This is a genomic window from Streptomyces sp. NPDC053367, assembly GCF_044545925.1.
Classification (GTDB): domain Bacteria; phylum Actinomycetota; class Actinomycetes; order Streptomycetales; family Streptomycetaceae; genus Streptomyces.
In genome coordinates this window covers 551,336-575,891 of the sequence record NZ_JBITYN010000001.1, presented here as the reverse complement: position 1 = coordinate 575,891, position 24,556 = coordinate 551,336, and the positions used below count along the sequence as shown (strand labels likewise).

The 24,556-nt window shown below is 72.7% G+C and carries 25 protein-coding genes, 1 other RNA gene and 1 pseudogene; 12 read left to right on the top strand and 15 right to left on the bottom strand.

Features of this window, described 5'->3' with window-relative positions; all coding sequences use genetic code 11:
• The first annotated feature begins 149 nt into the window (after positions 1-149).
• The 3 genes and pseudogenes from ACIGXJ_RS02630 (at position 150) to rnpB (ending at position 2,276) form a co-directional block, all read left to right on the top strand.
• Positions 150-968: an AraC family transcriptional regulator gene (locus ACIGXJ_RS02630; protein ID WP_399642129.1), complete on the top strand. Its 819-nt coding sequence runs from the start codon at positions 150-152 to the stop codon at positions 966-968.
• Between the two features lie 22 nt (positions 969-990).
• Positions 991-1,770, top strand: a pseudogene (locus ACIGXJ_RS02625) (DMT family transporter); the annotation flags it as partial.
• Between the two features lie 103 nt (positions 1,771-1,873).
• An RNA gene (rnpB, locus tag ACIGXJ_RS02620) (RNase P RNA component class A) lies at positions 1,874-2,276 on the top strand.
• Positions 2,277-2,337: 61 nt separating this feature from the next.
• Here rnpB and ACIGXJ_RS02615 read toward each other — a convergent pair.
• Positions 2,338-2,904 carry a DoxX family protein gene (locus ACIGXJ_RS02615; RefSeq protein WP_399640618.1) on the bottom strand — a complete coding sequence of 189 codons (567 nt, stop codon included), beginning with the start codon at positions 2,902-2,904 and terminating at the stop codon, positions 2,338-2,340.
• Positions 2,905-3,040: 136 nt separating this feature from the next.
• On the opposite strand from ACIGXJ_RS02615, the gene ACIGXJ_RS02610 reads away from it, so the two are divergent.
• On the top strand, positions 3,041-3,364 hold the full coding sequence (locus tag ACIGXJ_RS02610) for a nuclear transport factor 2 family protein (protein WP_399640615.1): 324 nt from the start codon (positions 3,041-3,043) through the stop codon (positions 3,362-3,364).
• A 174-nt stretch (positions 3,365-3,538) separates the two neighbouring features.
• On the opposite strand, the gene ACIGXJ_RS02605 is transcribed toward ACIGXJ_RS02610, so the two are convergent.
• Positions 3,539-4,303, bottom strand: a complete 765-nt coding sequence (locus ACIGXJ_RS02605) for an SDR family oxidoreductase (RefSeq protein ID WP_399640613.1) — start codon at positions 4,301-4,303, stop codon at positions 3,539-3,541.
• Between the two features lie 134 nt (positions 4,304-4,437).
• Here ACIGXJ_RS02605 and ACIGXJ_RS02600 point away from each other — a divergent pair, with 134 nt between their 5' ends.
• The gene (locus ACIGXJ_RS02600; protein WP_399640610.1) at positions 4,438-6,075 is read left to right on the top strand and encodes an alkaline phosphatase D family protein; all 1,638 of its coding nucleotides are present in this window, start codon (positions 4,438-4,440) and stop codon (positions 6,073-6,075) included.
• A gap of 91 nt (positions 6,076-6,166) precedes the next feature.
• On the opposite strand, the gene ACIGXJ_RS02595 is transcribed toward ACIGXJ_RS02600, so the two are convergent.
• The 4 genes from ACIGXJ_RS02595 to ACIGXJ_RS02580 form a co-directional block, all read right to left on the bottom strand.
• Positions 6,167-7,153: a small ribosomal subunit Rsm22 family protein gene (locus ACIGXJ_RS02595; RefSeq protein ID WP_399640607.1), complete on the bottom strand. Its 987-nt coding sequence runs from the start codon at positions 7,151-7,153 to the stop codon at positions 6,167-6,169.
• Entirely contained in the window at positions 7,150-7,446 is a 297-nt protein-coding gene (locus tag ACIGXJ_RS02590; RefSeq protein WP_399640604.1) for a hypothetical protein, read from the bottom strand. Before ACIGXJ_RS02590 ends, ACIGXJ_RS02595 begins: the two co-directional genes overlap by 4 nt.
• Before the next feature lie 150 nt (positions 7,447-7,596).
• Positions 7,597-8,796, bottom strand: a complete 1,200-nt coding sequence (locus ACIGXJ_RS02585) for a serine hydrolase domain-containing protein (protein ID WP_399642128.1) — start codon at positions 8,794-8,796, stop codon at positions 7,597-7,599.
• Complete coding sequence (locus ACIGXJ_RS02580; protein WP_399640601.1) at positions 8,733-10,028, bottom strand: multidrug effflux MFS transporter; 1,296 nt, start codon at positions 10,026-10,028, stop codon at positions 8,733-8,735. Before ACIGXJ_RS02580 ends, ACIGXJ_RS02585 begins: the two co-directional genes overlap by 64 nt.
• Before the next feature lie 126 nt (positions 10,029-10,154).
• On the opposite strand from ACIGXJ_RS02580, the gene ACIGXJ_RS02575 reads away from it, so the two are divergent.
• From ACIGXJ_RS02575 to ACIGXJ_RS02565, 3 genes are all read left to right on the top strand, one after another.
• On the top strand, positions 10,155-11,156 hold the full coding sequence (locus ACIGXJ_RS02575) for a Gfo/Idh/MocA family protein (RefSeq protein WP_399640598.1): 1,002 nt from the start codon (positions 10,155-10,157) through the stop codon (positions 11,154-11,156).
• A gap of 335 nt (positions 11,157-11,491) precedes the next feature.
• On the top strand, positions 11,492-12,115 hold the full coding sequence (locus ACIGXJ_RS02570; protein ID WP_399640595.1) for a TetR/AcrR family transcriptional regulator: 624 nt from the start codon (positions 11,492-11,494) through the stop codon (positions 12,113-12,115).
• 137 nt (positions 12,116-12,252) lie between these two features.
• On the top strand, positions 12,253-12,975 hold the full coding sequence (locus ACIGXJ_RS02565) for a bifunctional DNA primase/polymerase (RefSeq protein ID WP_399640592.1): 723 nt from the start codon (positions 12,253-12,255) through the stop codon (positions 12,973-12,975).
• A gap of 108 nt (positions 12,976-13,083) precedes the next feature.
• Here ACIGXJ_RS02565 and ACIGXJ_RS02560 read toward each other — a convergent pair whose 3' ends face one another.
• The 4 genes from ACIGXJ_RS02560 to efeO are packed head-to-tail and all read right to left on the bottom strand — an operon-like array spanning position 13,084 to position 17,370.
• Positions 13,084-14,091 (bottom strand): hypothetical protein, encoded by a 1,008-nt coding sequence (locus ACIGXJ_RS02560; protein WP_399640589.1) that lies wholly within the window; start codon positions 14,089-14,091, stop codon positions 13,084-13,086.
• Positions 14,051-14,923 carry an iron uptake transporter permease EfeU gene (efeU, locus tag ACIGXJ_RS02555; RefSeq protein ID WP_399640587.1) on the bottom strand — a complete coding sequence of 291 codons (873 nt, stop codon included), beginning with the start codon at positions 14,921-14,923 and terminating at the stop codon, positions 14,051-14,053. Before efeU ends, ACIGXJ_RS02560 begins: the two co-directional genes overlap by 41 nt.
• A 3-nt stretch (positions 14,924-14,926) precedes the next feature.
• Positions 14,927-16,180 (bottom strand): iron uptake transporter deferrochelatase/peroxidase subunit, encoded by a 1,254-nt coding sequence (gene efeB / locus ACIGXJ_RS02550; protein WP_399640584.1) that lies wholly within the window; start codon positions 16,178-16,180, stop codon positions 14,927-14,929.
• Positions 16,181-16,212: 32 nt separating this feature from the next.
• Positions 16,213-17,370 (bottom strand): iron uptake system protein EfeO, encoded by a 1,158-nt coding sequence (gene efeO / locus ACIGXJ_RS02545; RefSeq protein WP_399640581.1) that lies wholly within the window; start codon positions 17,368-17,370, stop codon positions 16,213-16,215.
• A gap of 324 nt (positions 17,371-17,694) precedes the next feature.
• Here efeO and ACIGXJ_RS02540 point away from each other — a divergent pair, with 324 nt between their 5' ends.
• Entirely contained in the window at positions 17,695-18,339 is a 645-nt protein-coding gene (locus ACIGXJ_RS02540; RefSeq protein ID WP_399640578.1) for a PhzF family phenazine biosynthesis protein, read from the top strand.
• 71 nt (positions 18,340-18,410) lie between these two features.
• Here the strand turns inward: ACIGXJ_RS02540 and ACIGXJ_RS02535 are convergent, their stop codons facing one another.
• Complete coding sequence (locus tag ACIGXJ_RS02535) at positions 18,411-19,064, bottom strand: heme oxygenase (biliverdin-producing) (protein WP_399640576.1); 654 nt, start codon at positions 19,062-19,064, stop codon at positions 18,411-18,413.
• Positions 19,065-19,111: 47 nt separating this feature from the next.
• Positions 19,112-19,969 carry a type I methionyl aminopeptidase gene (gene map / locus ACIGXJ_RS02530; protein WP_399640574.1) on the bottom strand — a complete coding sequence of 286 codons (858 nt, stop codon included), beginning with the start codon at positions 19,967-19,969 and terminating at the stop codon, positions 19,112-19,114.
• A 59-nt stretch (positions 19,970-20,028) separates the two neighbouring features.
• On the opposite strand from map, the gene ACIGXJ_RS02525 reads away from it, so the two are divergent.
• Positions 20,029-20,262, top strand: a complete 234-nt coding sequence (locus ACIGXJ_RS02525; RefSeq protein WP_399640571.1) for a hypothetical protein — start codon at positions 20,029-20,031, stop codon at positions 20,260-20,262.
• On the opposite strand, the gene ACIGXJ_RS02520 is transcribed toward ACIGXJ_RS02525, so the two are convergent.
• Complete coding sequence (locus ACIGXJ_RS02520) at positions 20,263-21,570, bottom strand: MFS transporter (protein ID WP_399640568.1); 1,308 nt, start codon at positions 21,568-21,570, stop codon at positions 20,263-20,265.
• A gap of 99 nt (positions 21,571-21,669) precedes the next feature.
• The gene (locus ACIGXJ_RS02515; protein ID WP_399640565.1) at positions 21,670-22,269 is read right to left on the bottom strand and encodes a hypothetical protein; all 600 of its coding nucleotides are present in this window, start codon (positions 22,267-22,269) and stop codon (positions 21,670-21,672) included.
• A 125-nt stretch (positions 22,270-22,394) separates the two neighbouring features.
• Here ACIGXJ_RS02515 and npdG point away from each other — a divergent pair, with 125 nt between their 5' ends.
• A complete protein-coding gene (npdG, locus tag ACIGXJ_RS02510; protein ID WP_399640562.1) occupies positions 22,395-23,102 on the top strand; it encodes an NADPH-dependent F420 reductase in 708 nt (235 codons plus the stop codon).
• Between the two features lie 64 nt (positions 23,103-23,166).
• Complete coding sequence (locus ACIGXJ_RS02505; RefSeq protein ID WP_399640559.1) at positions 23,167-23,346, top strand: hypothetical protein; 180 nt, start codon at positions 23,167-23,169, stop codon at positions 23,344-23,346.
• On the opposite strand, the gene ACIGXJ_RS02500 is transcribed toward ACIGXJ_RS02505, so the two are convergent.
• Entirely contained in the window at positions 23,339-24,136 is a 798-nt protein-coding gene (locus tag ACIGXJ_RS02500) for a site-2 protease family protein (RefSeq protein WP_399640556.1), read from the bottom strand. The genes ACIGXJ_RS02505 and ACIGXJ_RS02500 overlap by 8 nt on opposite strands.
• Positions 24,137-24,556: the final 420 nt, after the last annotated feature.

Sequence of the window (24,556 nt, the reverse complement as noted above, 5' to 3'; positions counted from 1 at the left end):
CGGAGAACGGTGACTACGGCCGGCGCATCACCCGAGCCTTCGGCAAACGCCTTCCGCTGCTCGAGCCGTTCGCGTTCGGACTGGACACCGCGGACTTTCTCCGACGCGCCCGGCGTTGCATCCCGCAGGACACCGGAAGGGAGCGCGGGGTGGCGGAGCAGGCGTTGTGGACCAGGGCGCGGCTGGGCCGGTGCGGTCCGCCGCTCGATCTGCTGACCGCCCGCTTCCAGCGCCATGTCTACGCCCCGCACGCGCACGAGGAGTTCACGATCGGGGTGTGTGTCGGCGGCTCCGAGATCATCGACTACCGGGGCGGGCACATCCGTACCGGGCCCGGTTCGATCGTCGTCCTGGCGCCCGGCGAGATGCACACCGGAGGGCCGGGCACCGCCACCGACGGCTACGCCTACCGCGCCCTGTACGCCGCGCCCTCCCTCCTCACCGACGGCACACTCGGCTCCCCGCACTTCCGCGAGCCCCTCCTCGACGACCCCGAGCTGGCCGCGGCCCTGCGCCGCACGCACACCGAGCTGGCCGCCTGCCCCGACCCGCTGGAGGCCGAGTCCCGCCTGCCCTGGCTGCTCACGGCCCTCACCCGCCGCCACTCCACCGCCCGCGCGACGACCGACCTGATCCCCGGCGCCGACCGCATCGCCGTCGCCGTACGCGACCGCCTGGCCGACGAGCTGCTCGCCCCGCCCTCCCTGGCCGACCTCGCCGCCGATCTGGGCCTGTCCCGCTATCAACTGCTGCGCGCCTTCCGTACGACGATGGGGGTGCCGCCGTACGCCTGGCTCGCCCAGTACCGGGTGGCGCGGGCACGCGGCCTGCTGGAGGCCGGACTGCGGCCGGCCGAGGTCGCGGGGCTCGTCGGCTTCGCCGACCAGGCGCATCTGACGCGCTGGTTCCGCCGAGTGCTGGGCGTGACGCCGGCGGCGTACCGCAACAGCGTTCAAGACACTCTGTGAGGCCGGGGCCGAAACTCGCCGCATGACTGCACGCGGCTGGTTCCTGTTCTCCCTGATGGGAGTCGTCTGGGGCATCCCCTATCTGATGATCAAGGTGGCGGTGGAGGAGCTGTCCCCGTCCATGGTGGTGTTCACGCGATGTGCGCTGGGCGCCGCCCTGCTGCTGCCCTTCGCTCTGCGCCAGGGCGGCCTCACCGACACCGTCCGCGCCCACTGGCGCCCCCTGCTGGCCTTCGCGTGCATCGAGATCGTCGGCCCCTGGTGGACCCTCACCGACGCCGAGCGCCACCTCTCCAGCTCCACCGCGGGCCTGCTCATCGCGGGCGTCCCGATCGTCGGCGTGGCCCTGGCCCGCTTCTTCGGCGACACCGAACGGCTGGGGATGCGCAGGGCGGCGGGCCTCGCCCTGGGCCTCGGCGGGGTCGCCGTCCTGACGATCCCGCACCTGACCGGCGGGGACACCCGTTCCCTCGCCGAGGTGCTGCTGACGGTCGTCGGCTACGCGACAGCGCCGCTGATCGCGGCCCGCCGGCTGAAGGACGTCCCGTCCCTGCACCTCACGGCCCCCTGCCTGGCCTTCGCGGCCGTCGTGTACGCCCCCGCGGCGGCGGCGACCTGGCCGGCCGAGATGCCCTCGGGCCGGGCCCTGGCGGCCCTGGCCGGCCTGGGCGTGATCTGCACGGCGGTGGCCTTCGTGGCGTTCATGGAGCTGATCAAGGAGGCGGGCCCCACGCGCGCGACGGTCATCACGTACGTCAACCCGGCGGTCGCCGTGGCAGCGGGCGCCCTGTTCCTGGACGAGTCCCTGACGGCGTCCATAGCCGTGGCCTTCTCCCTGATCCTCGCCGGCTCGGTGCTGGCGACATCCGCCTCCCGCAGGCCGGTAACATGGTCGGCACGGCAGACGAGCCGGGCGGACGGCCGCGTGGAATCCCCCTGAGGGACTCCCCGAGGAACGTCCGGGCTCCACAGGGCAGGGTGGTGGCTAACGGCCACCCGGGGTGACCCGCGGGACAGTGCCACAGAAAGCAGACCGCCCAGCACTTCGGTGCCGGGTAAGGGTGAAACGGTGGTGTAAGAGACCACCAGTGCCCAGGGTGACCTGGGCAGCTAGGTAAACCCCACCTGGAGCAAGGTCAAAAGGAGACACCCCGGTGTTTCTGCGCGGACGTTCGAGGGCTGCCCGCCCGAGTCCGCGGGTAGACCGCACGAGGCCGGTGGCAACACCGGCCCTAGATGGATGGCCGTCGCCCAGGGCTCCGCGAGGAGCCCCGGGAACAGAACCCGGCGTACAGCCCGACTCGTCTGCCTCTCCAGGGCGTGGTGATGTTTCGGCCGGACCCCGCCGCTCCCGGCGCGCAGGCCCCCCCTACTCCCCGAGCAGCGACTCCTGCTCGTCGAACAGACTCGCCTGCTCGGCCCGTTCGGCGTCGCGGAGCTGCTTGTTGCGGGTGCCGACGACCACCGCGGTGGCCGCCGCCGTCACTCCGAGGGCCACCGGGACCATCCAGCCGCGGTCGAAGATGTGGCCGAGGGCGTGGTCCAGGGAGAGCCGGCCGGGTCCGGCGACGGCGAGGCCGGTGGCGGCCAGGCCGAGTGTGGCCGCGTACTCGTAGCCGCCGCCCTGGTTGAAGAAGCCGTTCGGGGTGTGCACCGCGGCGGCGCCCGCCATGGCGCCGGCCGCCGCCGCGCCCGCGGCCGGTGTCGCCAGGCCCAGCGCCAGCAGGGTGCCGCCGCCCGTCTCGGCGAGCCCGGCCGCGGTCGCGCTGGCCTTGCCCGGTTTGTAGCCGACGGACTCCATGAACTGCCCTGTGCCCTCGATGCCGTGGCCGCCGAACCAGCCGAACAGCTTCTGCGTGCCGTGCGCGGCGAGCACTCCGCCGGCGCCCAGCCGGAGCAGCAGCAGGCCCAGATCACGTCGGTCGTAAAAGGTCACGATGACTCCCGGAGAGACGCGTGCTTGTCCCTCCACCGTCGCATCAGCCGCATCCGGCGGCTCTGCCCGGTCCGCCGTTCGGGTGGCGCGGGCGCACCCGGTGGCGGGCCCCGGGCCCCGGTGTGACGCTGACGCCATGACGATTCAGACCGCCCGACTCAGCGACCCGGCCGTCCGCGCCTTCGTCGACGCCGTCAACGCGCACGACCGCGCACGGTTCATGGACCTGCTCGCGCCGGGCGCGACCATGTCCGACGACGGCACGGACCGGGACCTCACCGAGTGGATCGACCGGGAGATCTTCTTCTCCAACGGCCATCTGAAGGTCGAGCGCGAGTCGAACAACGGCCGTGACCTGCTGGCCGGTTACCGCAACGACACCTATGGCGAGATGCGCACGCGCTGGCACTTCGAGGTCGAGGACGGCAAGATCGCCCGCTTCGAGACGGGCCAGGCATGACGCGGCAGCCGTTCCACGGGCCGGTGCGTTCCGTGGAACGGCTGCCGCCTCCCCCCTCGGGATGGCCGGAATCACAGAGCCTCAAGTGTGAAGCTCTTGTGGAGGAGAGTCGAGCATAGATCTCCCACCGGCCGCAATGGGGCGGAACCTCGAATTCTGTCCGGGTGTGCGGACTCAGCCGCGCCCCACGTACGGCATCGCGGTCGCCAGCACCGTCGCGAACTGCACGTTCGCCTCCAGCGGCAGCTCCGCCATGTGCCGCACCGTGCGCGCCACGTCCGCCACGTCCATCACCGGCTCCGGCCGGACCTCCCCGTCGGCCTGGAGCGCGCCCGTCTGCATCCGGGCCGTCATGTCCGTCGCCGCGTTGCCGATGTCGATCTGGCCGACGGCGATGCCGTACGCCCGCCCGTCCAGGGACAGTGACTTGGTCAGGCCGGTCAGCGCGTGCTTGGTGGCCGTGTAGGCGACCGAGTGCGGCCGGGGGGTGTGGGCGGAGATGGAGCCGTTGTTGATGATCCGGCCGCCCCGCGGGGTCTGTTCCTTCATCTGCCGGTACGCCGCCTGCGCGCACAGGAACGCGCCGTTGAGGTTGGTGTCCACCACGTGCCGCCACGCCTCGTAGGACAGCTCCTCCACGGGCACGCCACCGGGTCCGAACGTCCCCGCGTTGTTGAACAGCAGGTCCACGCGCCCGAAGCGCTCCACCGTCGCCGCGAACAGCGCGGCCACGTCGTCCGGCTGTGAGACGTCCGTGCGCACGGCGAGCGAGGCGGCCGTCCCCGCGAGGGCCGCGGTCTCCTCCAGCGTCCGCGTGCGGCGGCCCGCCAGCGCCACCGACCAGCCGGCCCGCAGCAGCTCCACGGCGACCGCGCGGCCGATCCCGGAGCCCGCGCCGGTGACCACCGCGACCCTCGTGTCTGTTTCCACAGCGTTCATGGCCCCGCAGCGTACGGGACGGTCCGGAATGCGGAACTCATCTGTCCGCCATTCGGGTGTTGTGTACTTGTCAATCCAGCGTCGTCCGCGGTCACTCCAATGCCCCCTGCACCCATTCGCCAGGGGAGGACCGCATGACACCCGACGCCCGGCCCCAGCACGCCCCCGAACTGCGCGCCGCCGCCCGTCACCTCGGCCGCCGCCGTTTCCTCACCGTCACCGGCGCCGCCGCAGCGCTCGCCTTCGCCGTGAACCTCCCGGCCGCCGGCACCGCGGCCGCCGCCGAACTCGACCCCGCGCGGATCACCGAGGACCCCTTCACCCTCGGCGTCACCTCCGGCGACCCACTGCCCGGCTCGGTCCTGCTGTGGACTCGGCTGGCACCCGCGCCCTACCAGCCCGACGGCGGACTGCCCGCCCAACGCGTCCTGGTCCACTGGGAGATCGCGTACGACGAGAACTTCCGCAGAATCGCCCGGCGCGGCACCGTCTTCGCCCACCCCGAGTTCCACCACACCGTCCACGTCGAGGTCTCCCACCTCGCCCCCGGCCGCACCTTCCACTACCGCTTCCGCACCGGAAGCTGGGTCAGTGAGGCCGGCCGCACCCGCACCGCCCCGGCTCCCGGCGACAACCCCACCGCGCTCCGCCTCGCGGCCGTCTCCTGCCAGGCGTACCACGACGGCTACTTCACCGCGTACGGCCATCTCGCCCAGGAGGATCTCGACGCCGTCTTCCACCTCGGCGACTACCTCTACGAGTACGCGGTGAACGCCACCGGCGGCTCGCGCGCCTACACCGACCGCACCCTGCCCGCCCACTTCAACCGCGAGACCATGACCCTGGAGGACTACCGGCTGCGGTACGCCCTCTACAAGACCGACCCCGACCTGCGCGCCGCGCACGCCGCACACCCCTTCGTCGTCACCTGGGACGACCACGAGACCGAGAACAACTACGCCGGCGACGCCCCCGAGAACGGCGTCCCGCCGGAGGAGTTCCTGCTGCGCCGCGCCTCCGCCTACCGCGCCTACTGGGAGAACCAGCCGCTGCGCCGCCCGCAGCTCCCCGAGGGACCGGACATGCGGCTCTACCGCCGCCTCGGCTGGGGCGACCTCGCCCAGTTCGACATCCTCGACACCCGCCAGTACCGCTCCGACCAGGCCTACGGTGACGGTGCCCGCGTCCCCGGGCCCGAGGTCGACGACCCGGCGCGCACCATGACCGGCGAGACGCAGGAGCGCTGGCTGCTGGACGGGTGGCAGCGCTCGCGGGTCCTGTGGAACGTCGTCCCGCAGCAGGTCGTCTTCTCACAGCGCAAGTTCGACCTCACCGAGCCCTCCCGGGTGTCGATGGACGCCTGGGACGGCTACCGCGCCTCGCGGCGCCGGGTGCTCGCGGGCGCACAGGCGGCCGGTCTGCGCAACCTGATGATGCTCACCGGTGACGTCCATGTGGGCTACGGCTTCGACATCAAGGCCGACTTCGACGACCCCGCCTCCCGCACGCTGGGCACGGAGATCGTCGCGACCTCCATCGCCAGCGGCCGCGACGGTTCGGACCGGCCCGCCAACTGGCAGACGTACATGACCGCCAACCCGCATCTGCGGTTCTACAACGGGCGCCGCGGCTATGTGACCGTCGAGCTGGGCCGCGACCGGGCACGCGCCGACTTCCGCACCGTGCCGTACGTGACGCGGCCGGGGGCGCCGGTGGCCACGGCGGGGTCGTACGTGACGGAGGTGGGCGACCCGGGCCTCAAGCCCGCCTGAGCCTCGTCCGCTGCCTCAGCCTCGCCTGCCCGAGTCTCGTCCCCAGGCCCGGGTCTCGTCCCCCTGCCCGGGTCTCGTCCCCGCCCGTGTCTCACTCCGCCGGTGGCCACGCGTCGCCCCACTCCGCGTCCCGGGCCGCCTTGTAGAGGTCCCCGTGGCGCTTGGTGACCGTCGTGCGGCGCAGGTGCTCGTCGGTCTCGCACAGGTCGAGGAGCACCTGCCCCTTGCGGATCTGGGGCCGTCGTACGACCCGGGCGGGGGCCGGGGTCACGGGCAGGCGGGTGGCGGCGACATAGGCGAACTTCTCGTCCTCGTACGCGAGCGAGCCGCCCTTGACCTGCCGGTGCAGGGAGGAGCGGCTGACCCGTGCCGAGAAGTGGCACCAGTCCTCGCCGGGCACGATCGGGCAGGCGGCGCTGTGCGGGCAGGGTGCGGCGACCTGGAACCCGGCGGCGATCAGCCGGTCGCGGGCCTCGATGACCCGGGCGTAGCCGGCGGGGGTGCCTGCCTCGACGATCACGACGGCCCGCGCGGCGGAGGCGGCCGCGTCCACCAGCGCGGCGCGGTCGGGCGCGGTGAGCTCGTTGAGGACGTAGGACACCGTGACGAGATCAGTGCTCTCGATGGAGAGCGCCGCTCCGATCCGAGAGCGCTGCCACCGTACGCCGCTCAGCGCCGGGTTGGCGGCGGCGATCTCCCGGCCCAGCGCCAGCGCGGGCTCGGCCCAGTCCAGGACGGTCACCTCGCGCGGCCCGTCCCAGGTCGCGCTCACCGCCCAGGTCGCCGCACCCGTTCCGCCGCCGACGTCCACCTGGCTGCCGGGCACCCAGCCGGGCACGGCGTCCGCGAACGCCGCCAGCGCCGCCGACACCGCCTCGAAGGTGGCCGGCATCCGGTACGCGGCGTACGCCGCCACGTCCGCCCGGTCCCGCAGGATCGGCGCGTCGGTGGGGGTGGCCCCCCGGTAGTTGGCGATCAGCCGCTCGACCGCCTGCGCGGCCTGCCGCGGCGGGAGACCGTCGAGCAGCCCGGCGAGCGAGGCGCGCAGGGTTTCGGCGGGGCTTACGGGGGCGTTCACCCGGCGATTCTATGGGGGGCCGAGGACAGCGACGGACGCTCGGCGAACGCCTTGTCCGCGTCGACCTCGTAGCAGACGTTGACGGCCGCGTCCCCGAGCGTCGAGTCGACGAAGCGCTGGACGTCGCCGACGGACCGCGACTCCCACAGGCAGGTGGCGGCCGAGCCGTCCACGCGCGGGTAGAACTGCAGCACCTGCGTGCCCTCCGGCGCGCCGCGGCCCTCGATCAGGGCCTCACCGCGGCTCCACGCCACCTGCGGATTCGAGAAGTTGTGCTGGACCACGACGTACATGGCGCCCTCCTGGTCCGATGGTCCGATGGTTCGATGGCCCGACGGTCGGATGGGCCGATAGGCCGATGCCCTGTCCTTCACCGGCTTCCATTGTGGGCAGGCATGCCATGTCCGTACAAGAAGTGCAAGCGGGGGCAAAGCGCCCTCGGCTCAGGTTCCCCGGACCGCCCGCACCGCCCGCGCCACCCGGGTGCCCGCCGCGGCCCTCGGCGCGCTGTCGGCGGGCCGGCGCCGCGGGTGGACCGTGTTGGCCAGCAGGACCAGGAAGGTGTCCGTCGCCGGGTCGACGACCAGCGACGTGCCCGTGAAGCCCGTGTGGCCCGCTGCGCCGCGCCCCGCCAGCTCGCCCATGAACCACGCCTGGTCGAGGGCGAAACCCAGCCCCGGCGGGGTCAGCAGCAGCTCCACGAAGTCCGGGCCGAGGATGCGCGCGGGCCCGTAGGAACCGCCGGCCAGCAGGGCCCGGCAGAACACCGCCAGGTCAGGACCCGTCGAGAACAGCCCCGCGTGCCCGGCGACCCCGCCCAGCGCCCACGCGTTCTCGTCGTGGACCTCGCCCCGCAGCATCCCGCGGTCCGCCTTCGCCCACGGCCGCCGCTGGTCCTCCGTCGCCGCCGCGCCCGGGCGCGGCCCGAACCGCGTGGCCGTCATCCCGAGCGGCCGGGTGATCCCGTCATGGATCAGCACGTCCAGGCCCCGCCCGGTGATGCGCTCCAGGACGTGCTGGAGCAGCAGCATGTTCAGGTCGGAGTACACATGGGACCCGGGCGGGGACACCGGCTCCTCCGCCCGCAGCATCGCCAGCCGCTCCTCGGCGTCCGCACAGTCGTACAGCGGCAGCTCCGGCCGCAGCCCCGAGGTGTGCGTGAGCAGCTGCCGTACGGTGATCCCGTGCCCGGCCGCCCCCCGGAACTCCGGCAGGTACGCACCCACCAGCGCGTCGACGCCCAGCGTGCCCCGCTCGATCTGCTGCACCGCCGCCACGGAGGTGAACAGCTTGGTCAGCGAGGCCAGGTCGAAGGGCGTGTCCACGGTCATCGCCACCCGCCGCTCCGGCGGCAGCTCCACGCCCCGGTCGGCCACCGGGTCGTAGCCCGCGTACCGCACGGCCCAGCCCGCGGCCTCGGCCACCGCCACCACCGGGCCGCGCCCGGCGACCACGACGGCACCCGCGGCCCAGGGCCGCTCCCCGGCGGTCAGGCCGTGCACCTCGCTCACGAGGCTGTCGATCTCGGCGCGGTCGAGCCCGGCCCGTTCCGGCGTGCCCGTGCGCAGTCGCGGCGCGCTCAGCTCTCCTCCCCGAGGGTCTCGGCCGTGGTGCGCCACGGCCGGCACAGCAGCGCGAAGCAGCCGGCCGCGAGCAGCGCCGCCGACAGCTGGACGACGGCCATCGGCACGGCGGTGTCCTCGCCGGCGACGCCGACCAGCGGGGAGGCGACCGCGCCGATCAGGAACGACGACGTGCCGAGCAGCGCGGACGCCGACCCGGCGGCGTGCTTCGTCCGCATCAGCGCGAGCGCCTGGGTGTTGGGCAGGGTGACGCCCATCGCGGTCATCAGCACGAACAGCGCCGCCGCCACCGGAGCGAGCCCCGTCTCGCCGAACACGCCCAGCGACATCAGCAGCAGCGCGGTCGCCGCGAGCAGGACCACCCCGAGCCCCACGCCCAGCACCCGCTCCAGCCTGACCCGGCCCACCAGCACCTTGCCGTTGAGCTGCCCGGCCGCGACCAGTCCGACCGAGTTCAGGCCGAACAGCAGGCTGAACGTCTGCGGCGAGGCCCCGTGGATCTCCTGGATCACGAACGGCGACGCGGAGATGTAGGCGAACAGCGCCGCGAACGCGAACCCTCCGGTCAGCAGGAACCCGGTGAACGGCAGGTCGGCCAGCAGCCCGCGCATCGAGCGCAGCGCCTCCCCGACCCCGCCCGCGTGCCGCTCGGCCGGCGGCAGCGTCTCCGGCAGCCGCGTCCACACCAGCGCCGACAGCAGCACCCCGATCACCGCCAGGACGACGAACACACCACGCCAGTCCGTCACCCGCAGGATCTGCCCGCCGATCAGCGGCGCCACGATCGGGGCCACGCCCGAGACCAGCATCAGCGTCGAGAAGAACCGGGCCATCGCCACGCCGTCGTACAGATCGCGGACCACCGCCCGCGCGATGACGATCCCGGCGGCGCCCGCGAGGCCCTGCGCCAGCCGGAACACGACCAGCGTCTCGACGGTCGGCGCGAACGCGCACAGCGCCGTCGCCACGACGTACACCGCGAGCCCGGCCAGCAGCGGGCGGCGGCGCCCCCAGCGGTCGCTCATCGGGCCGACCACCAGCTGGCCCAGCGCCATGCCGAACAGACAGGCGGTGAGCGTGAGCTGCACGGTCGCCGCGGGCGCGTGCAGATTCCGGGTGACCTCGGGCAGCGCCGGGAGGTACATGTCCATCGCCAGCGGGGGCGTGGCCGTCAGTCCGCCGAGGACGAAGGTGACGAGCGCGCCGGTGCGGCGCGCGCCGTGGACGGGCGGCCGCGCCGGGGGTGCGGCCGCCCGTGACAGATCAGGTGTGGACGCCCCGCCCTCGGCCATGTGCCCCTGCCCCTCCTCGTCGCGCCGTGCGCTCCCTATGCTCTCAGCTCGAACACAGTGGTGATTGTCAGCCGGGATTGTCACCGGGACGAGGGCGGGGCGGAAATGACGAGGGGCGGGGCGCAGATGACGGCGGACGTGGTGCGGTGGGGAATCCTGGCCACCGGGGGGATCGCGGCGGCGTTCACGGCGGATCTGGTGGATCTGCCGGACGCGGAGGTGGTGGCGGTGGCCTCGCGCACCGAGGCATCGGCGAAGGCCTTCGCGGAGCGCTTCGGCATCCCGCGGGCCTACGGCGACTGGGCGACGCTCGCGATGGACGAGGACGTGGACGTCGTCTACGTCGCCACCCCGCACGCGGCGCACCGGGAGGCGGCCGGGCTGTGCCTGGAGGCCGGGCGGAACGTGCTGTGCGAGAAGGCGTTCACGCTGAACGCCCGCGAGGCGGAGGAACTGGTCGCGCTGGCGCGCGAGCGCGGCAGCTTCCTGATGGAGGCCATGTGGATGTACTGCAATCCGCTGGTACGGCGGCTGAAGGCGCTGGTGGACGACGGCGCGATCGGCGAGGTGCGCACCGTGCAGGCCGACTTCGGGCTGTCCGGCCCCTTCCCGCCGGCGCACCGGCTGCGTGACCCCGCGCAGGGCGGGGGAGCGCTGCTGGACCTGGGCGTGTACCCGGTGTCCTTCGCGCAGCTGCTGCTCGGCGAGCCCGCGGACATCGCGGCGAGAGCGGTGCTCTCGGACGAGGGCGTCGATCTCCAGACGGGTGCCCTGTTCTCCTACGAGAGCGGTGCTCTGGCTTCGGTGCACTGCTCCATCGTCGGCGGTACGCCGGTCCAGGCCTCGGTCACCGGCTCGCACGGCCGCATCGACGTCCCGCACGGCTTCTTCCACCCGGACCGCTTCGTCCTGCACCGCGACGGCCGTGACCCCGAGGAGTTCACCGCCGACCCGGCCGACGGCCCCCGCACCACCCTCCGGCACGAGGCCCGCGAGGTCATGCGCGCCCTGCGCGCCGGCGAGACCGAGTCCCCGCTCGTCCCGCTGGACGGCACGCTCGCGGTGATGCGCACGATGGACACGATCCGGGAGCGGGTCGGGGTGCGGTACCCGGGGGAGGCCGCCTGACCCCTTCCGGGGGGCGCTCGGCGGGGCGGCCCGACGGGGACGGGCTCGGCGGGGCCGGCTCTGGCGGGACGGGTTCGGCAGGGGCCGCTCGACGGGGCCGAACTCGGGCGAGACCGTTGGACAGGGGCCGCTCGACGGGGCCGAAGCGAGACCATTAGGCAGGGGCCGCTCGACGGGGGCGGGCTCAGCGCGCGCCGGCTCGACGGGGGCGGGTCGGCTCGGTGACGGCCGGCGCGGTGCAGGCCGACTCGGTTGACACGGGCGTCGGGGGACGGGCTTCCGAAGCGGCGGACGTAGGCGAGACGGCGCGTCTCGCCACCTGGTATCGTCACGTCATGGTCGACAAGCCCGCCCCCGACGCCACCCGCCGCAGCGAGAAGTCCCGCCGCGCGATCTACGCCGCCGCCCTCGCCCTCGTCGCCGAGGTCGGCTATCCGAAGACCACCGTCGAGGGGATCGCCGCCCGCGCCGGCGTCGGCAAGCAGACCATCTACCGCTGGTGGTCCTCCAAGGCCGACGTCCTGCTCGAGGCCTTCCTCGACCTCGGCGAACAGGCGGCCCAGGCGGCGGGCGCCGAGCCCGGGCAGCCGTACGGCATCCCTGACACCGGCGACCTCGCCGCCGACCTACGGGCGGTGCTGCGCGCCACCGTCGACGAACTCCTCGACCCCCGCTTCGAGGCCCCTTCTCGCGCCCTCGCCGCCGAGGGCCTGGTCAACGAGGAGCTCGGCCGCCGCTTCGTCGCCCGGCTCCTCGAACCGCAGCTCCAGCTCTACGTCGACCGCCTGCGCGCCGCCCAGGCCGCGGGGCAGGTCCGCCCCGGGATCGACCCGCGCATCGCCCTGGAGCTGTTCGTCTCCCCGCTCGCCCAGCGCTGGCTCCAGCACACCGGCCCGATCTCCTACGAGTACACGGACACCCTCGTCGACTACGCCCTGTACGGCCTGGCGCCCCGATAAGTCCCGCTCCGCACTGATCGGCGGTGTGGGGTATGTCTCGCCCCACCCTTCCCGGTTGTCGGGTCCGGCCCCCCAGGGCGCAGGATGGTGGGACCATGAGGCATGCTGTCCGCACAACAGCGAGGGCGAGGGGATAGATGAGCGCGGAGTTCGGTGGCCGGACCGGCCTGCGGGGCAAACTCACCCAGTGGCTGCGCAGAAGCGGCCCCGAGACCGCCGACGACGGCGGCCGTGAGGCCCTGCTGCTCGCCGCCGCCGAAGCGGGCCTGCCGCTCGCGCCCGCCGCCCACCCCGCCCCCGGCTACCGCTGTTCCTGCGACCGCGTGGGATGTCCCACCCCCGCACGGCACCCGGTGTCGTTCGCCTGGCAGACGCAGTCCACCACCGACCGCGCCCAGATCGAGCGCTGGGCCCGCCATCAGCCGCAGGCCAACTTCATCACCGCGACCGGCATGACCCACGACGTGCTCGACGTCCCCCTGGAGGCCGGCCGTGAGGCCCTGGCCGGGCTGCTCGCCGCCGGCATAGACGTCGGACCGGTCGCCGAGAGCGACGACGGCCGCATGCTCTTCTTCACCCTCACACGCGGTACGCCCGAGGACGAGGACGAGTGGTGGCCGTGCGAGCTGGACTGCCACCCGGAGACGATGGACGAGCATCCCGGACTGCGGTGGCACTGCCGAGGCTCCTACGTACTGGTGCCGCCCGCCCGGCTCCCCGGTGACGACGACCGGACCGTCCACTGGGTACGCGGCCCGGAGCACGCCCTGCCGGACCCCCTGACGCTGCTGGAGCACCTCACGGACGCGTGCGCGAGGCACACGGGCCATGTGCCGGCGGCGTGGCCCTTGCGGCACTGACCCAGGGGCGCGGGGGGCGTACCGACATGCGGCTCCGCCCGCGGGCGCGACAAGCCACGGCGGCGCGGCCCACGCAACACGACGGCCGGACCCAGGCGGAAGGCGGAGCTACTCGCCCTTGGCGCCCGTCAATCCCTGGATCCGCCCCAGCATCTCCACCTCGGCCCCCTTCTTCGGGTCGAGCACCACCTCGTTGGAGACGAACTCCATCGTCAGGGACTGCTTGATCTCGCCCGTCGTCAGGGCCAGCACGTCGTCGCCGGGGGTCGGCACACTCGTGCCCGCGGCCGCGGTCTGCTTCTCGAAGTGGCGCGTGGCGAAGAACACCAGCGCGCCCCCGTCGGCCGTGCGCAGCGCGAGCGGGGCGTAGTCGCCCCCGGACAGCGGCTCGTCGAGGTACTGCCGTGCGAGACCGGGGCGTTGGGCGTTCTTCCGGCGAAGCGCCCGCCACTCGGAGGTGTGGGTGCCGTCGGCGAAGACGGTGTCGCCGTCCTGGAGGTAGGAGACGTAGTCCCGGCTCAAGTCCTCGGGGGAGATGGCCAGTTCGGGCGAGTCGGCGGGGACGGCCTCTACATGCCCGTCGGCGTCCTTCTTGAAGTCGGGCACGGAGCCGGGCGCGACCAGCGTCAGATAGGCCACTTCCCAGGGGGCGTCCATCCTGTCGCGGGTGAAGACCAGCAGCCAGCGTGCGTCGCCGCCCTTGTTGCCCTTGGCGTCGGCGAGGAACCAGCGAGGCCAGCCGGCCTTCTCCACGATGGTGAACCTGGCGTCCGTCAGCTCCAGCGGCGTGTGGTTCGCGTTGCCGTCGGGGTGGTTGGCGTGGCCCGCCTTCAGCCGGGCCCCGTCGATGTCGGCGAGGGCGCCGGCGACATGGGCGGCGTCCAGGGAGCTGTCGTAGGCCTTGTCGGCCGCGTTGTACGCGTCCGTGAAGTCCTTCAGCGCCTCGGCGGCCTCGGCCCGGGTGGCGGCGGGGAGCACCTCGCGCTCCCCGTGCACCACCACGCATCCGCTCACGGTCAACGACAGAGCGGCCAGCGACAAAGCGGTCAGCGTGGCCGCTATGACACCGTTGCGGTCACGCCTGCGAAGCCTCAGACGGCTGCGATCCCTGGTCATCGGGCTCCTTCACCTTCCCCTTCCCGGAGGCGAACCCTACCGGGGCGAGGAACAGCGCGAGCGTCGGGATCAGGTACAGCAGCCACACCGTGACCTGGAGGACGGTCGGATCGGGCTGGAAGTTGAAGATGCCCTTCAGCAGGGTGCCGTACCAGCTGTCCGGCGGAATGGCGCCGCTGATGTCGAACGCCTTGTCCGTCAGGCCGGGCAGGAAGTCCGCCTCCTGCAGGTCGTGGAAGCCGTACGCGAGGACGCCCGCGGCGACCACGACGAGCATGCCGCCGGTCCAGGTGAAGAACTTCGCCAGGTTGATGCGCAGCGCGCCCCGGTAGAACAGCCAGCCGAGGAACACCGCGGTGGCCAGGCCCAGTCCGGCGCCGATCAGCGGGCGCGGGGAGCCGTCGCCGGCCGCGCGGACGGACGTCCACACGAACAGGGCGGTCTCCAGGCCCTCCCGGCCGACGGCGAGGAAGGCGGTGACGACCAGGGCGACCGTGCCGGTGCTCAGCGCCGAGTCCAGCTTGCCGTGCAGTTCGGCCTTCAGGTGCCGGGCGGTGCGCCGCATCCAGAAGACCATCCAGGTGACCAGCCCGACCGCGATGACCGACAGCGACCCGCCGAGCATCTCCTGCGCCTCGAACGTCAGCTCCTGGGAGCCGAATTCGAGGGCGCAGCCGAAGCCCAGGGCGAGCGCCACGGCGACGCCGATGCCGGTCCAGATCGGCTTCAGGGCGTCCCGGCGGCCGGTCTTGACGAGGTAGGCGATCAGGATGCAGACGACGAGGCTGGCCTCCAGGCCCTCGCGCAGTCCGATGAGGTAGTTGGAGAACACGGCTCAGGCCTCCTTCGCGAACAGCGTCCGGCCCCACCAGTCGTCCTTGTCGCGGACGCCGGGCGGGATCGCGAAGACGGCCGAACCCACGTGCTGGATGTACTCGTTGAGCGCGTCCGTGGCGAGGTTGCGCTGGACGGGCACGAAGCCCTTGCGGACGTCCCGCTGGTAGGCCAGGAAGAACAGGCCCGCGTCCAGCCGGCCCAGGCCGTCGGTGCCGTCGGTGAAGGAGTAGCCGCGGCGCAGGATCGTCGCCCCGTGGTTGGAGTCGGGGTGCGCGAGCCGGACGTGCGCGTCGGGCTTCATCGCCTTCAGGAACGGCTCGTCGCGCTCCTTGGCCTTGCCGACCGGGGCGCCCTCGCCCTTGTCGCGGCCGAAGATGTCCTCCTGCTCCTGCAGGGAGGTGCGGTCCCAGGTCTCGATGTGCATGCGGATACGGCGGGCGACGAGGTAGGAGCCGCCGACCATCCAGCCGGGCCCCTCCTTCTCGCCGACCCAGACGAACTTCTCCAGCCGGTCCGTCTCGGTGCCCGCGATGTTGCGGGTGCCGTCCTTGAAGCCCATGAGGTTGCGCGGGGTCTGCGCTTCGGGCGTCGTCGAGGAGGTCTTGCCGAAGCCGAGCTGGGACCAGCGGATGACGACCTTGCCGAAGCCGATGCGGGCCAGGTTGCGGATGGCGTGCACGGCGACCTGCGGGTCGTCGGCGCAGGCCTGGATGCACAGGTCGCCGTTGCTGCGGGCCGGGTCGAGGTTGTCGCCGGCGAACTTCGGCAGGTCGATCAGGGCGTCGGGCCGCTGCCCGGCGAGGCCGAACTTCGCGAACAGCGAGGGGCCGAAGCCGATGGTGAGGGTCAGCCGGGACGGCTTGAGGCCGAGGGCCTCGCCGGTGTCGTCCGGCGGCGCCTCGGCGAGCCCGCCGTACGCGCCCTCGCCGACGGCCTGTCCGGCCGTCATCCGCCGGGCGGCCTCGGTCCAGTCCTTGAGCAGCCGCACGAACTCCTCGCGGTCGTCGGTCTTCACGTCGAACGCGGCGAAGTGCAGCCGGTCCTGGACCGGCGTGGCGATGCCCGCCTGGTGGGCGCCGTGGAACTCGACCGCGGCGCCGGCCTCGGCGCCCGCGGGGTCGACGTCGTTGCCGGTACGGGTCATCGCCGCGGCGCCGCCCGCGACGGCGGCGCCGAGCGCGAGGCCCGCGCCGCCCCAGCCCAGCAGGGATCGCCGGGACGGGGTGGCCTGGGTGCTGTCCGTGTCGGTCATGCCGGATTGCCCCTCGTTCGCTTGTGGACTGCTCACTTGACGACGGCGGCGGCGAGCTGGGAGAGCGGCTCGGCGAGGGCGTTCACCGCGTCCGACAGCTCCTTGCGGTCGGCCTTGCCGACCTTGTCGTAGGAGGTGAACTCGTAAGAGGTCTTGTTCGGCCGGTACCTGTCCAGCAGGCCGTTCAGCGCGGCGAACTGCTTGTCCAGTTCGGCGGTGAGCTCGGCGTCGTTCTCCTGGGCGACCGGCTTGAGCAGCTCGTAGGACTTCTCGGCGCCCTCGACGTTGGCCTTGAAGTCGACGAGGTCGGTGTGCGAGTAGCGCTCCTCCTCGCCGGTGACCTTGCCGGTGGCGACCTCGTCGAGGAGTTCCTTGGCACCGTTGGCCATGGAGGTGGGGGTGATCTCGGCCTTGCCGACCCGGTTCTGCCAGTCCTTCAGGTCCTTGACCAGCAGGTCGGCGAGCTCCTTCTCCCGGTCGCCGATCTTCTTGTCCTGCCACAGCGCCTTCTCCAGGCGGTGCCAGCCGGTCCAGTCGGTGGCCGGGTCCTGGCCGGCCTCCAGGCCGTCCTCGCGGACGTCGACCTTGGGGTCGATGTCGCCGAAGGACTCGGCGACCGGCTCGGTGCGCTCCCAGCCGATGCGGGAGGGGGCGTAGGCGGCCTGGGCGGTCTTCAGGTCGCCGGCCTTGACGGCCGCCGCGAACTTCTCGGCCAGCGGCAGCGTCTCGTCGGCCTGCTCCTGGACGTAGGCGCGGTAGGCGGCGACCGCCTTGTCCAGGCGCGGGTCGCGCTCGGCGGCCGCGCCGCCGCCGGTGGCCTTGATGTCCTGGCGTATGCCGTCGCCCTTCATGCCGGGCTTGCAGGCGATCTGGTAGTCGCCGGCCTTCACCTCGGCGGTGACCCGCTGCTTGGTGCCGGGGCCGATGTTCTCGCGCTCGGTGACCACACGGTCGTCCGGGAACAGGACGTAGACCTCGGTGACCTTCGAGCCCTTGTTCTCGATGGCGAGTTCGAGGTGCCCGGCGGGCACCTCCTTCTTCGACACCTCGCACTTGTCGTCCGTGGCGGTCACGGTGATGACGTTGTCCGCGCTCGCGTCGCCCTTGCTTTTCTCGGTGCAGCCCGTGACGGCGGTCAGGGCCGCCGCGGTGGCGGCGGCGGTCGCGACGGAGAGGCGGACGGCACGCATACGAACTCCAGACGAGTGGCGGAAAATCTACGTGACCCACGTCACTTCGGCATGGGTAGGCTCGCCTAACTTATCCGAGCCTTACCTATGCGATACCCAAGCAAGCGGTGATTCAGCTCTCATCGACGCTGTATGAGCACGGCCCGGTCACGCCCGGCCAAAACGCACACCATGGAAAGGTCAAAGGAACGTCAAGGGCGACTTACGAGGACCGGCCGCCGTCTTCGCCGTACGCGCACCAGGGCCGGGGCGGCGTCCTCGCCGGCCTGCCCTGCGACGAGGGCGGCACGCCCCCGTGGCCCGGCCCGGTGATTCAATTCCCCGGTGACTGACTACGACGTACTGCGCGTCTTCTGCGCGCCGAACGGCGGCTACGGCAACGAACTGGGTGTCGTCCGCGAGGGCTCGGTGCTGCCGGAGCGCGAGGAGCGCCAGGCGTTCGCCGCCAAGCTCGGCTTCAGCGAGACCGTGTTCGTCGACGACCCCGAGCGCGGAGTCGTCGACATCTACACGCCCACCCTGCGGCTGCCCTTCGCCGGCCACCCCTGCGTCGGCACGGCCTGGCTGCTGGACGTGCCCGAACTGGTCACCCCCGCCGGGGCGGTGGGCGCCCGCCAGGACGGCGAGTTCAGCTGGATCGAGGCCCGCGCCGAGTGGGCGCCCCCGCGCACCCTGCGCCAGTACGCCACCGCCGCCGAGGTGGACGCCCTGCCGGTCCCCCCGAAGGGCGAGTGGATCTACGCCTGGGCCTGGGAGGACGAGGCCGCCGGCCGGGTGCGCGCCCGCGGGTTCCCCGGCCGTGACGACGGCATCGAGGAGGACGAGGCGACGGGCGCGGCCGCGCTGCTGCTCACCGCACAGCTGGACCGGGCCCTGAACATCACGCAGGGCAAGGGCTCGCAGATCCTGACGGCCCCTCAGCCGCACGGGTGGGTGGAGATCGGCGGCCGGGTCCTGCTGGAGCGCTGACGGGCGGCGCCCCTCGAGGGGCGCGGGAACTGCGTCCCCCGAGAGATGCGGCGCCGAACCGGCGGCAGCGCTCACGCGGACAGCCGGTACTCCTCGCCCAGCGCCCCGAACACCGCGGTGTTCATGGCGAACGCGTCCCGGCACTCCGCCGCGATCCGCCGCCTCTCCGGTTCGCCCGCCGCGACGCGGTCCAGCCGCTCCCGGTAGGACCGCTTGTACGCGGCCGGGTTGGGGATGTCCTCGAAGACGTAGAACCGCACTCCGTCGCCCTTGCGCGTGAACCCCCACGTCCGCTCCGCCCGGTCACGGATGATCTGCCCGCCGGACAGGTCGCCGAGGTAGCGCGTGTAGTGGTGGGCGACATAGCCGCCGGGCCACCGCTCGGCGCAGAACCGCACCCGGTCCGCGTACGCGCGGGTGGCCGGCAGCGCGCTCATCCCCGCCCGCCAGTGCGGGCCCCGCAGATGCGCCAAGTCCCGCTCCAGCGCGCCCAGCCGGAACAGCTCCGGCCGGATGAACGGCCCCGCGACCGGGTCGGCCGCCAGCCGTCCGGCGCCCGCCTCCAGGGCCTCGTACACGAACCACAGCTGCTCGGTGTAGCGCGCGTACGCGTCCACACCGAGCCGGCCGCCGAGCAGGTCGCCCATGAACGCGGAGCCCTCCGCCTCGGTGTGCCGCTCCCGGGACGCGGCCCGGATGACGGCGGAGAAGGAGTCCGTGACCATGCGGCCCACCTGTAGGGGTACATTTCCGACAATCTGTCGGGAAAAGCCTACGGCAGGGTGAGGATCTCCGCTCCCGTCTCCGTGACCACCAGGGTGTGCTCGAACTGGGCCGTCCGCCTGCGGTCCTTCGTCACGACCGTCCAGCCGTCGTCCCACATGTCGTACTCGTGCGTGCCGAGCGTCAGCATCGGCTCGATCGTGAACGTCATCCCCGGCTGCATGACCGTCGTCGCGTGCGGGCTGTCGTAGTGCGGGATGATCAGGCCCGAGTGGAACGACGAGTTGATCCCGTGCCCCGTGAAGTCCCGGACGACCCCGTACCCGAACCGCTTGGCGTACGACTCGATGACCCGGCCGATCACATTGATCTGCCGGCCCGGCTTGACCGCCTTGAGAGCGCGGGTGAGCGACTCACGGGTGCGCTCCACCAGCAGCCGGCTCTCCTCGTCGACGTCCCCGACCAGATAGGTCGCGTTGTTGTCGCCGTGCACCCCGCCGATGTACGCCGTCACGTCCAGGTTGACGATGTCGCCGTCGCGCAGCACCGTCGAGTCCGGGATGCCGTGGCAGATGACCTCGTTGACGCTGGTGCACAGCGACTTGGGGAAGCCCCGGTAGCCGAGCGTGGACGGGTAGGCGCCGTGGTCGCACAGGAACTCGTGCGCCACCTTGTCCAGCTCGTCCGTGGTGACGCCGGGCGCGATGATCTTCGCGGCCTCGGCCATCGCCTGCGCGGCGATCCGGCCCGCGCGGCGCATCGCCTCGATCGTCTCGGGCGTCTGCACCTCCGGACCGGTGTACGGCGCCGGCGCGGGCTTGCCGACGTACTCGGGGCGCCGGATGTTTCCGGGTACGGAACGGGTGGGAGAGAGCTCCCCTGGTACGAGCAGCGACTGGCCAGACATGCCAGCGAGTCTAAGACAGCGGTCATGGGGGACCATGTCCGTGGCGAAAGGAGCCGGTCATGGCCCTGTTCAAGAAGCGCACCGTCGGCAAGCCGGGCGAGTGGTACTACTGCCTGGAGCACAAGAAGGTCGAGGAGGGGCCGGAATGCCCCGCCAAGGACCGCTTCGGCCCGTACGCCAGCCGCGCGGAGGCCGAGCACGCGATGGCGACCGCCCGCGAGCGCAACCTGGAGTGGGAGAACGACCCCCGCTGGCACGACGCGCCCACGGGACCGGCCACCGACGAGGACTGATCAGGCCCGGGTGCCCGCGGACCCGGCGGCCGCCGCCCGCTGCTCCCGCACCCGGGCCGCGTGCTCGTCCGTGCGGGCGTCGTACGTCATCAGCTTCGGCAGGCACAGCGCCAGCAGCCCCACCGCGCCCGCGCACAGCAGCCCGCCGGACCACACCGACGCCCGCACCCCCCACCAGGCCGCGAAGCCGCCCGACCTGACCTGGCCGAGGGTCGGCCCGACCGAGTACGACAGCAGCTCGATCCCCGCCAGCCGGCCGCGCAGCTCGTCGGGAATCGTCTGGTTCCACATCACCCCGCGGAAGATCCCGCTGACCATGTCGCAGCCCCCGGCGACGGTCAGGAACAGGAGCACCAGCCAGACGTTCCGCGAGGTCCCCGCCGCCGCGATCGACACGCCCCACAGCGCGGCCGCCAGCACCACCATCCGCCCGTGCCGGTGGATCCGCGCGGTCCAGCCGCTGACCACGCTCACCAGCAGCGATCCCAGCGGCACCGCCGCGTACATCAGCCCCAGCGCCCACTCGGCGTCCAGCTCGTCCGCGAGGAACGGCAGCACCGCCAGCGGCATCGCCAGGAACATCGCCGCCAGGTCGACGGCGTAGGTGCCGAGCAGCTCCTTGCGGCTCCAGGCGTACCGGGCGCCCTCCGCGATCGCCCTCAGCGACGGCTTCGCGGCCTCGCGCGCGGCGGGGGAGGAGGCGATGGGCAGGATCAGCACGACCGACACGGCGAACGTCACCAGATCCGCCGCGTACGCCCAGCCCAGCCCCGCGTACGCCACCACCACACCGGCCAGCGCCGGGCCCGCGACCCCGCCGGCCGTCCAGCGCAGCGAGTTCAGCGAGGCCGCGGCCGGCAGATGCTCGTGCGCGACGATCCGCGGCCACAGCGAGTCCAGCGCGGGCCGCTGCACGCTGACCAGCGCCGAGGACAACGCGGCCACGAGATACAGCGGCCAGACCGCCGGCTCCGGCAGCAGCGCGTTGACCAGCAGGACCGCGCTGAGCACGCCCTGACCGGCCTCCGACCACACGATCAGGCCGCGCTTGTCGAGGGCGTCGGCGAGGGCGCCGCCGTACAGGCCGAACACGATCAGGGGGATCAGCTCCACCGCGCCGATCGCGCCGACCGCGGCGGCCGAACCGGTCAGCTCCTTGATCTGCACGGGCAGCGCGACGAAGGTCAGGAAGCTGCCGAAGTTCGAGATCGCGCCCGAGATCCAGAGCAGCCGGAAGTCCCGGGAGGCTCGCCAGGGGGCGAGGTCGGGGAGGAGCGAGCGGCGTCGTGCGGGGGCTTCGGCGGTCACGAGAGGTCATGCTCGGTGGGGGCCACGCGGGGGTGCAACCCAGTTTTTCGCGACCGCTCGCGGGCCGTTGAGTCCCCTGTGCACGGGTGGCGGCGGGTGTCACCAAGCCGGAGGCGGGGGCGCCGTCAGGGAGTCGGCCAGGCGGGAGAGGCGGTCCCGGAAGCGGCGGCGGCTCCGCGGCAGCGGGACCGCGTTCTCGCCGGCCGCCGCGCTCACCAGGTGCTGGACGCTGTCCAGGTCCAGCTCGGCGTCCTCCGGCACCGGGAGCGCCTCGTGGGCCATGGCCTCCAGTTCCCCGCCGCCCGCGCCGAGCGCCAGCACCGTCGCGCCCGCACGCCGGGCCCCGTGCACCCGCTCCAGCAGCCCCGCGTGCTCCCCGGGTGCCACCACCAGCAGCGTCTCGCCGCGCCCCGCCGCCTCGATGCGGCCGAGGCCCACCGCCAGGTGCGCGGGACCGGAGGGCCGCGCGGCATGCCGTACGAGGGTCGGCGCCAGTTCCGGCGTACCCGACCAGGCGGCCTCGTCCACCAGGTGCGCCGCGAGATGCCACGGCTCGTACTGCGGCGTGCCCACCACCAGCAGCCCGCCCCCGTGCGACACCACCGAACCGCGCAGCACCCCCGCGAACCGGCGGGTGGCGGCGGGCCATTCGGTCCCGGCGAGCACTTCGCGCAACAAAGCGACCCGTACGGCGTCCATGCGCCCGCATCCTGCCCCAACCCGGCGCGTGCGGCCCGGCGTTCGGCCGGAATTCGCCCGAACCGGGGTGCCGGGCCGGGTGAGCGCCGGACGGCGGCAGCGCCGCCGCACGTAGAGTCGGGCGCATGACCTCTACCGACAGTGCTGCACAGAAGGCCCCCGCCAAGGACCCCTGGGACCTGCCCGACGTCTCCGGGCTCGTCGTCGGTGTGCTCGGCGGGACCGGCCCGCAGGGCAAGGGCCTCGCCTACCGGCTCGCCCGGGCCGGACAGAAGGTGATCATCGGCTCGCGTGCCGCCGAACGCGCGCGGGCCGCCGCCGAGGAACTCGGCGAGGGCATCGAGGGCGCCGACAACGCCGAGACCGCCCGGCGCAGCGACATCGTGATCGTCGCCGTGCCGTGGGACGGCCACGCCGACACGCTTCGGTCGCTGCGCGAGGAACTGGCCGGAAAGCTGGTCGTCGACTGCGTCAACCCGCTCGGCTTCGACAAGAAGGGCGCCTACGCCCTCAAGCCGGAGGAGGGCAGCGCCGCCCAGCAGGCCGCCGCCCTGCTGCCGGACTCCCGGGTCACCGCGGCCTTCCACCACCTGTCGGCCGTGCTGCTCCAGGACCCCGAGATCGAGCGGATCGACACCGATGTGATGGTCCTCGGCGAGGAGCGCGCCGACGTGGAGACCGTCCAGGCCCTGGCCGGCCGCATCCCCGGCATGCGCGGCGTCTTCGCCGGCCGGCTGCGCAACGCCCACCAGGTCGAGTCGCTGGTCGCCAACCTGATCTCCGTCAACCGCCGCTACAAGGCGCACGCGGGGCTCCGCGTCACGGACGTATGAGCCCATGGGGGACACTGGTGGGCATCAGCAGCACCAGCAGTGTCCCCCGACAGGAGCCGACCCCATGCCCCGCCTCGCTCTCTACGCCCTGATCGTCTGCCTCCTCGCCGTCGCCGCGGCCGTCGTCTCCTTCGCGCAGGGCAGCTTCCTCGGGATCGTCTGGGTGCTGCTCGCGGGACTGTCGTCCAACATGACGTGGTACTACCTCAAGCGCGAGAAGGTCAGGAAGTCCGCCGCTAGCTGACCGAGCAGAACTCGTCGGTGCCGCGCCAGAAGCGGTACAGGTCGTACCCGCAGTACGTGTCGAAGTCGCTGATCCCCAGACCGCGCAGGACCGCGTCGACCACGTCGAAGAACACGTTGTTCAGCGACGGGATCCACAGCAGCGCGAAAACGATCAGCAGCCCGAACGGCGCCAGCGGCTCCACCTGCCGGCGCACGTTGTACGACAGCCAGGGCTCGATCACCCCGTAGCCGTCCAGGCCGGGCACCGGCAGGAAGTTCAGGATCGCCGCCGTCACCTGGAGCAGCGCGAGGAAGGCGAGCGCGAAGCGGAAGTCCCGCGGCACGCCGTCCAGCGCGTCCAGCCAGAACGGGGCCGTGCAGACGAGGGCGAACAGCACGTTCGTCAGCGGGCCCGCCGCCGAGATCAGGCTGTGCCGCCAGCGGCCTCTGATCCGGCCCCGCTCGATGAACACGGCGCCACCGGGCAGACCGATCCCGCCCATGATCACGAACAGCACCGGCAGCACGATGCTCAGCAGCGCGTGCGTGTACTTCAGCGGGTTCAGCGTCAGATAGCCCTTCGCCCCCACCGAGATGTCCCCGCTGTGCAGGGCCGTGCGCGCGTGCGCGTACTCGTGCAGACACAGCGAGACGATCCACGCGGCCGTCACGAACAGGAACACGGCCAGACCCGGCTGCTCGGCGAACCCGGTCCAGGTCGCCCAGCCGGTCACCGCCGTCACGGCCGCGATGCCCACGAAGACGGGGCTGATCCTCCGGTCGCTGTGCCGGCTGGTGGCGGTGGTCATGGGGTGGGACACCTCCGTGATCGGGCGGCTCGGGTGCCCGACCGTACCGGGCGCACACGGACAACGTCCCGGGAACCGGGCAGGGTTCCTGAGAAAAGGCGTCACCTGCGGCGGCCCGGTGAGCCTCGGGGAAGGCCCGGCCCTGCGGGCGGTCTCGGCTGCTGGGGGAGGGTCCGGGCCTGCGGGAAGGTCGGGCCTGCTGGAGGTCTCGGCTGCTGGGGGAGGGTTCGGGCCTGCGGGAAGGTTCGGGCCTGTTGGAGGTCTCGGCTGCTGGGGGAAGGTTCGGGCCTGTTGGAGGTCTCGGCTGCTGCCGGAGAGCCCAGCTTGCTGGAACGCCCGACCGCCTGCCGGAGAGCCTGGGCCCTGCCCGGAACCCGTGCGTCCTGGGAGACCCCGGCCCCTGCCGGAAGGGCCGGCCCT

What these genes read in the sequence shown, in the direction of transcription:
- ACIGXJ_RS02605 (WP_399640613.1), bottom strand. Translation starts at nt 4,303, where the DNA reads ATGAACGCTGTGGAAACAGACACGAGGGTCGCGGTGGTCACCGGCGCG.
- ACIGXJ_RS02500 (WP_399640556.1), bottom strand. Translation starts at nt 24,136, where the DNA reads ATGACCACCGCCACCAGCCGGCACAGCGACCGGAGGATCAGCCCCGTC.
- ACIGXJ_RS02565 (WP_399640592.1), top strand. Translation starts at nt 12,253, where the DNA reads ATGAGCGCGGAGTTCGGTGGCCGGACCGGCCTGCGGGGCAAACTCACC.
- map (WP_399640574.1), bottom strand. Translation starts at nt 19,969, where the DNA reads ATGTCTGGCCAGTCGCTGCTCGTACCAGGGGAGCTCTCTCCCACCCGT.
- ACIGXJ_RS02525 (WP_399640571.1), top strand. Translation starts at nt 20,029, where the DNA reads ATGGCCCTGTTCAAGAAGCGCACCGTCGGCAAGCCGGGCGAGTGGTAC.
- ACIGXJ_RS02515 (WP_399640565.1), bottom strand. Translation starts at nt 22,269, where the DNA reads ATGGACGCCGTACGGGTCGCTTTGTTGCGCGAAGTGCTCGCCGGGACC.
- ACIGXJ_RS02535 (WP_399640576.1), bottom strand. Translation starts at nt 19,064, where the DNA reads ATGGTCACGGACTCCTTCTCCGCCGTCATCCGGGCCGCGTCCCGGGAG.
- ACIGXJ_RS02590 (WP_399640604.1), bottom strand. Translation starts at nt 7,446, where the DNA reads ATGTACGTCGTGGTCCAGCACAACTTCTCGAATCCGCAGGTGGCGTGG.
- ACIGXJ_RS02505 (WP_399640559.1), top strand. Translation starts at nt 23,167, where the DNA reads ATGCCCCGCCTCGCTCTCTACGCCCTGATCGTCTGCCTCCTCGCCGTC.
- ACIGXJ_RS02570 (WP_399640595.1), top strand. Translation starts at nt 11,492, where the DNA reads ATGGTCGACAAGCCCGCCCCCGACGCCACCCGCCGCAGCGAGAAGTCC.
- ACIGXJ_RS02575 (WP_399640598.1), top strand. Translation starts at nt 10,155, where the DNA reads ATGACGGCGGACGTGGTGCGGTGGGGAATCCTGGCCACCGGGGGGATC.
- efeB (WP_399640584.1), bottom strand. Translation starts at nt 16,180, where the DNA reads ATGACCGACACGGACAGCACCCAGGCCACCCCGTCCCGGCGATCCCTG.
- npdG (WP_399640562.1), top strand. Translation starts at nt 22,395, where the DNA reads ATGACCTCTACCGACAGTGCTGCACAGAAGGCCCCCGCCAAGGACCCC.
- ACIGXJ_RS02610 (WP_399640615.1), top strand. Translation starts at nt 3,041, where the DNA reads ATGACGATTCAGACCGCCCGACTCAGCGACCCGGCCGTCCGCGCCTTC.
- ACIGXJ_RS02600 (WP_399640610.1), top strand. Translation starts at nt 4,438, where the DNA reads ATGACACCCGACGCCCGGCCCCAGCACGCCCCCGAACTGCGCGCCGCC.
- ACIGXJ_RS02580 (WP_399640601.1), bottom strand. Translation starts at nt 10,028, where the DNA reads ATGGCCGAGGGCGGGGCGTCCACACCTGATCTGTCACGGGCGGCCGCA.
- efeO (WP_399640581.1), bottom strand. Translation starts at nt 17,370, where the DNA reads ATGCGTGCCGTCCGCCTCTCCGTCGCGACCGCCGCCGCCACCGCGGCG.
- ACIGXJ_RS02560 (WP_399640589.1), bottom strand. Translation starts at nt 14,091, where the DNA reads ATGACCAGGGATCGCAGCCGTCTGAGGCTTCGCAGGCGTGACCGCAAC.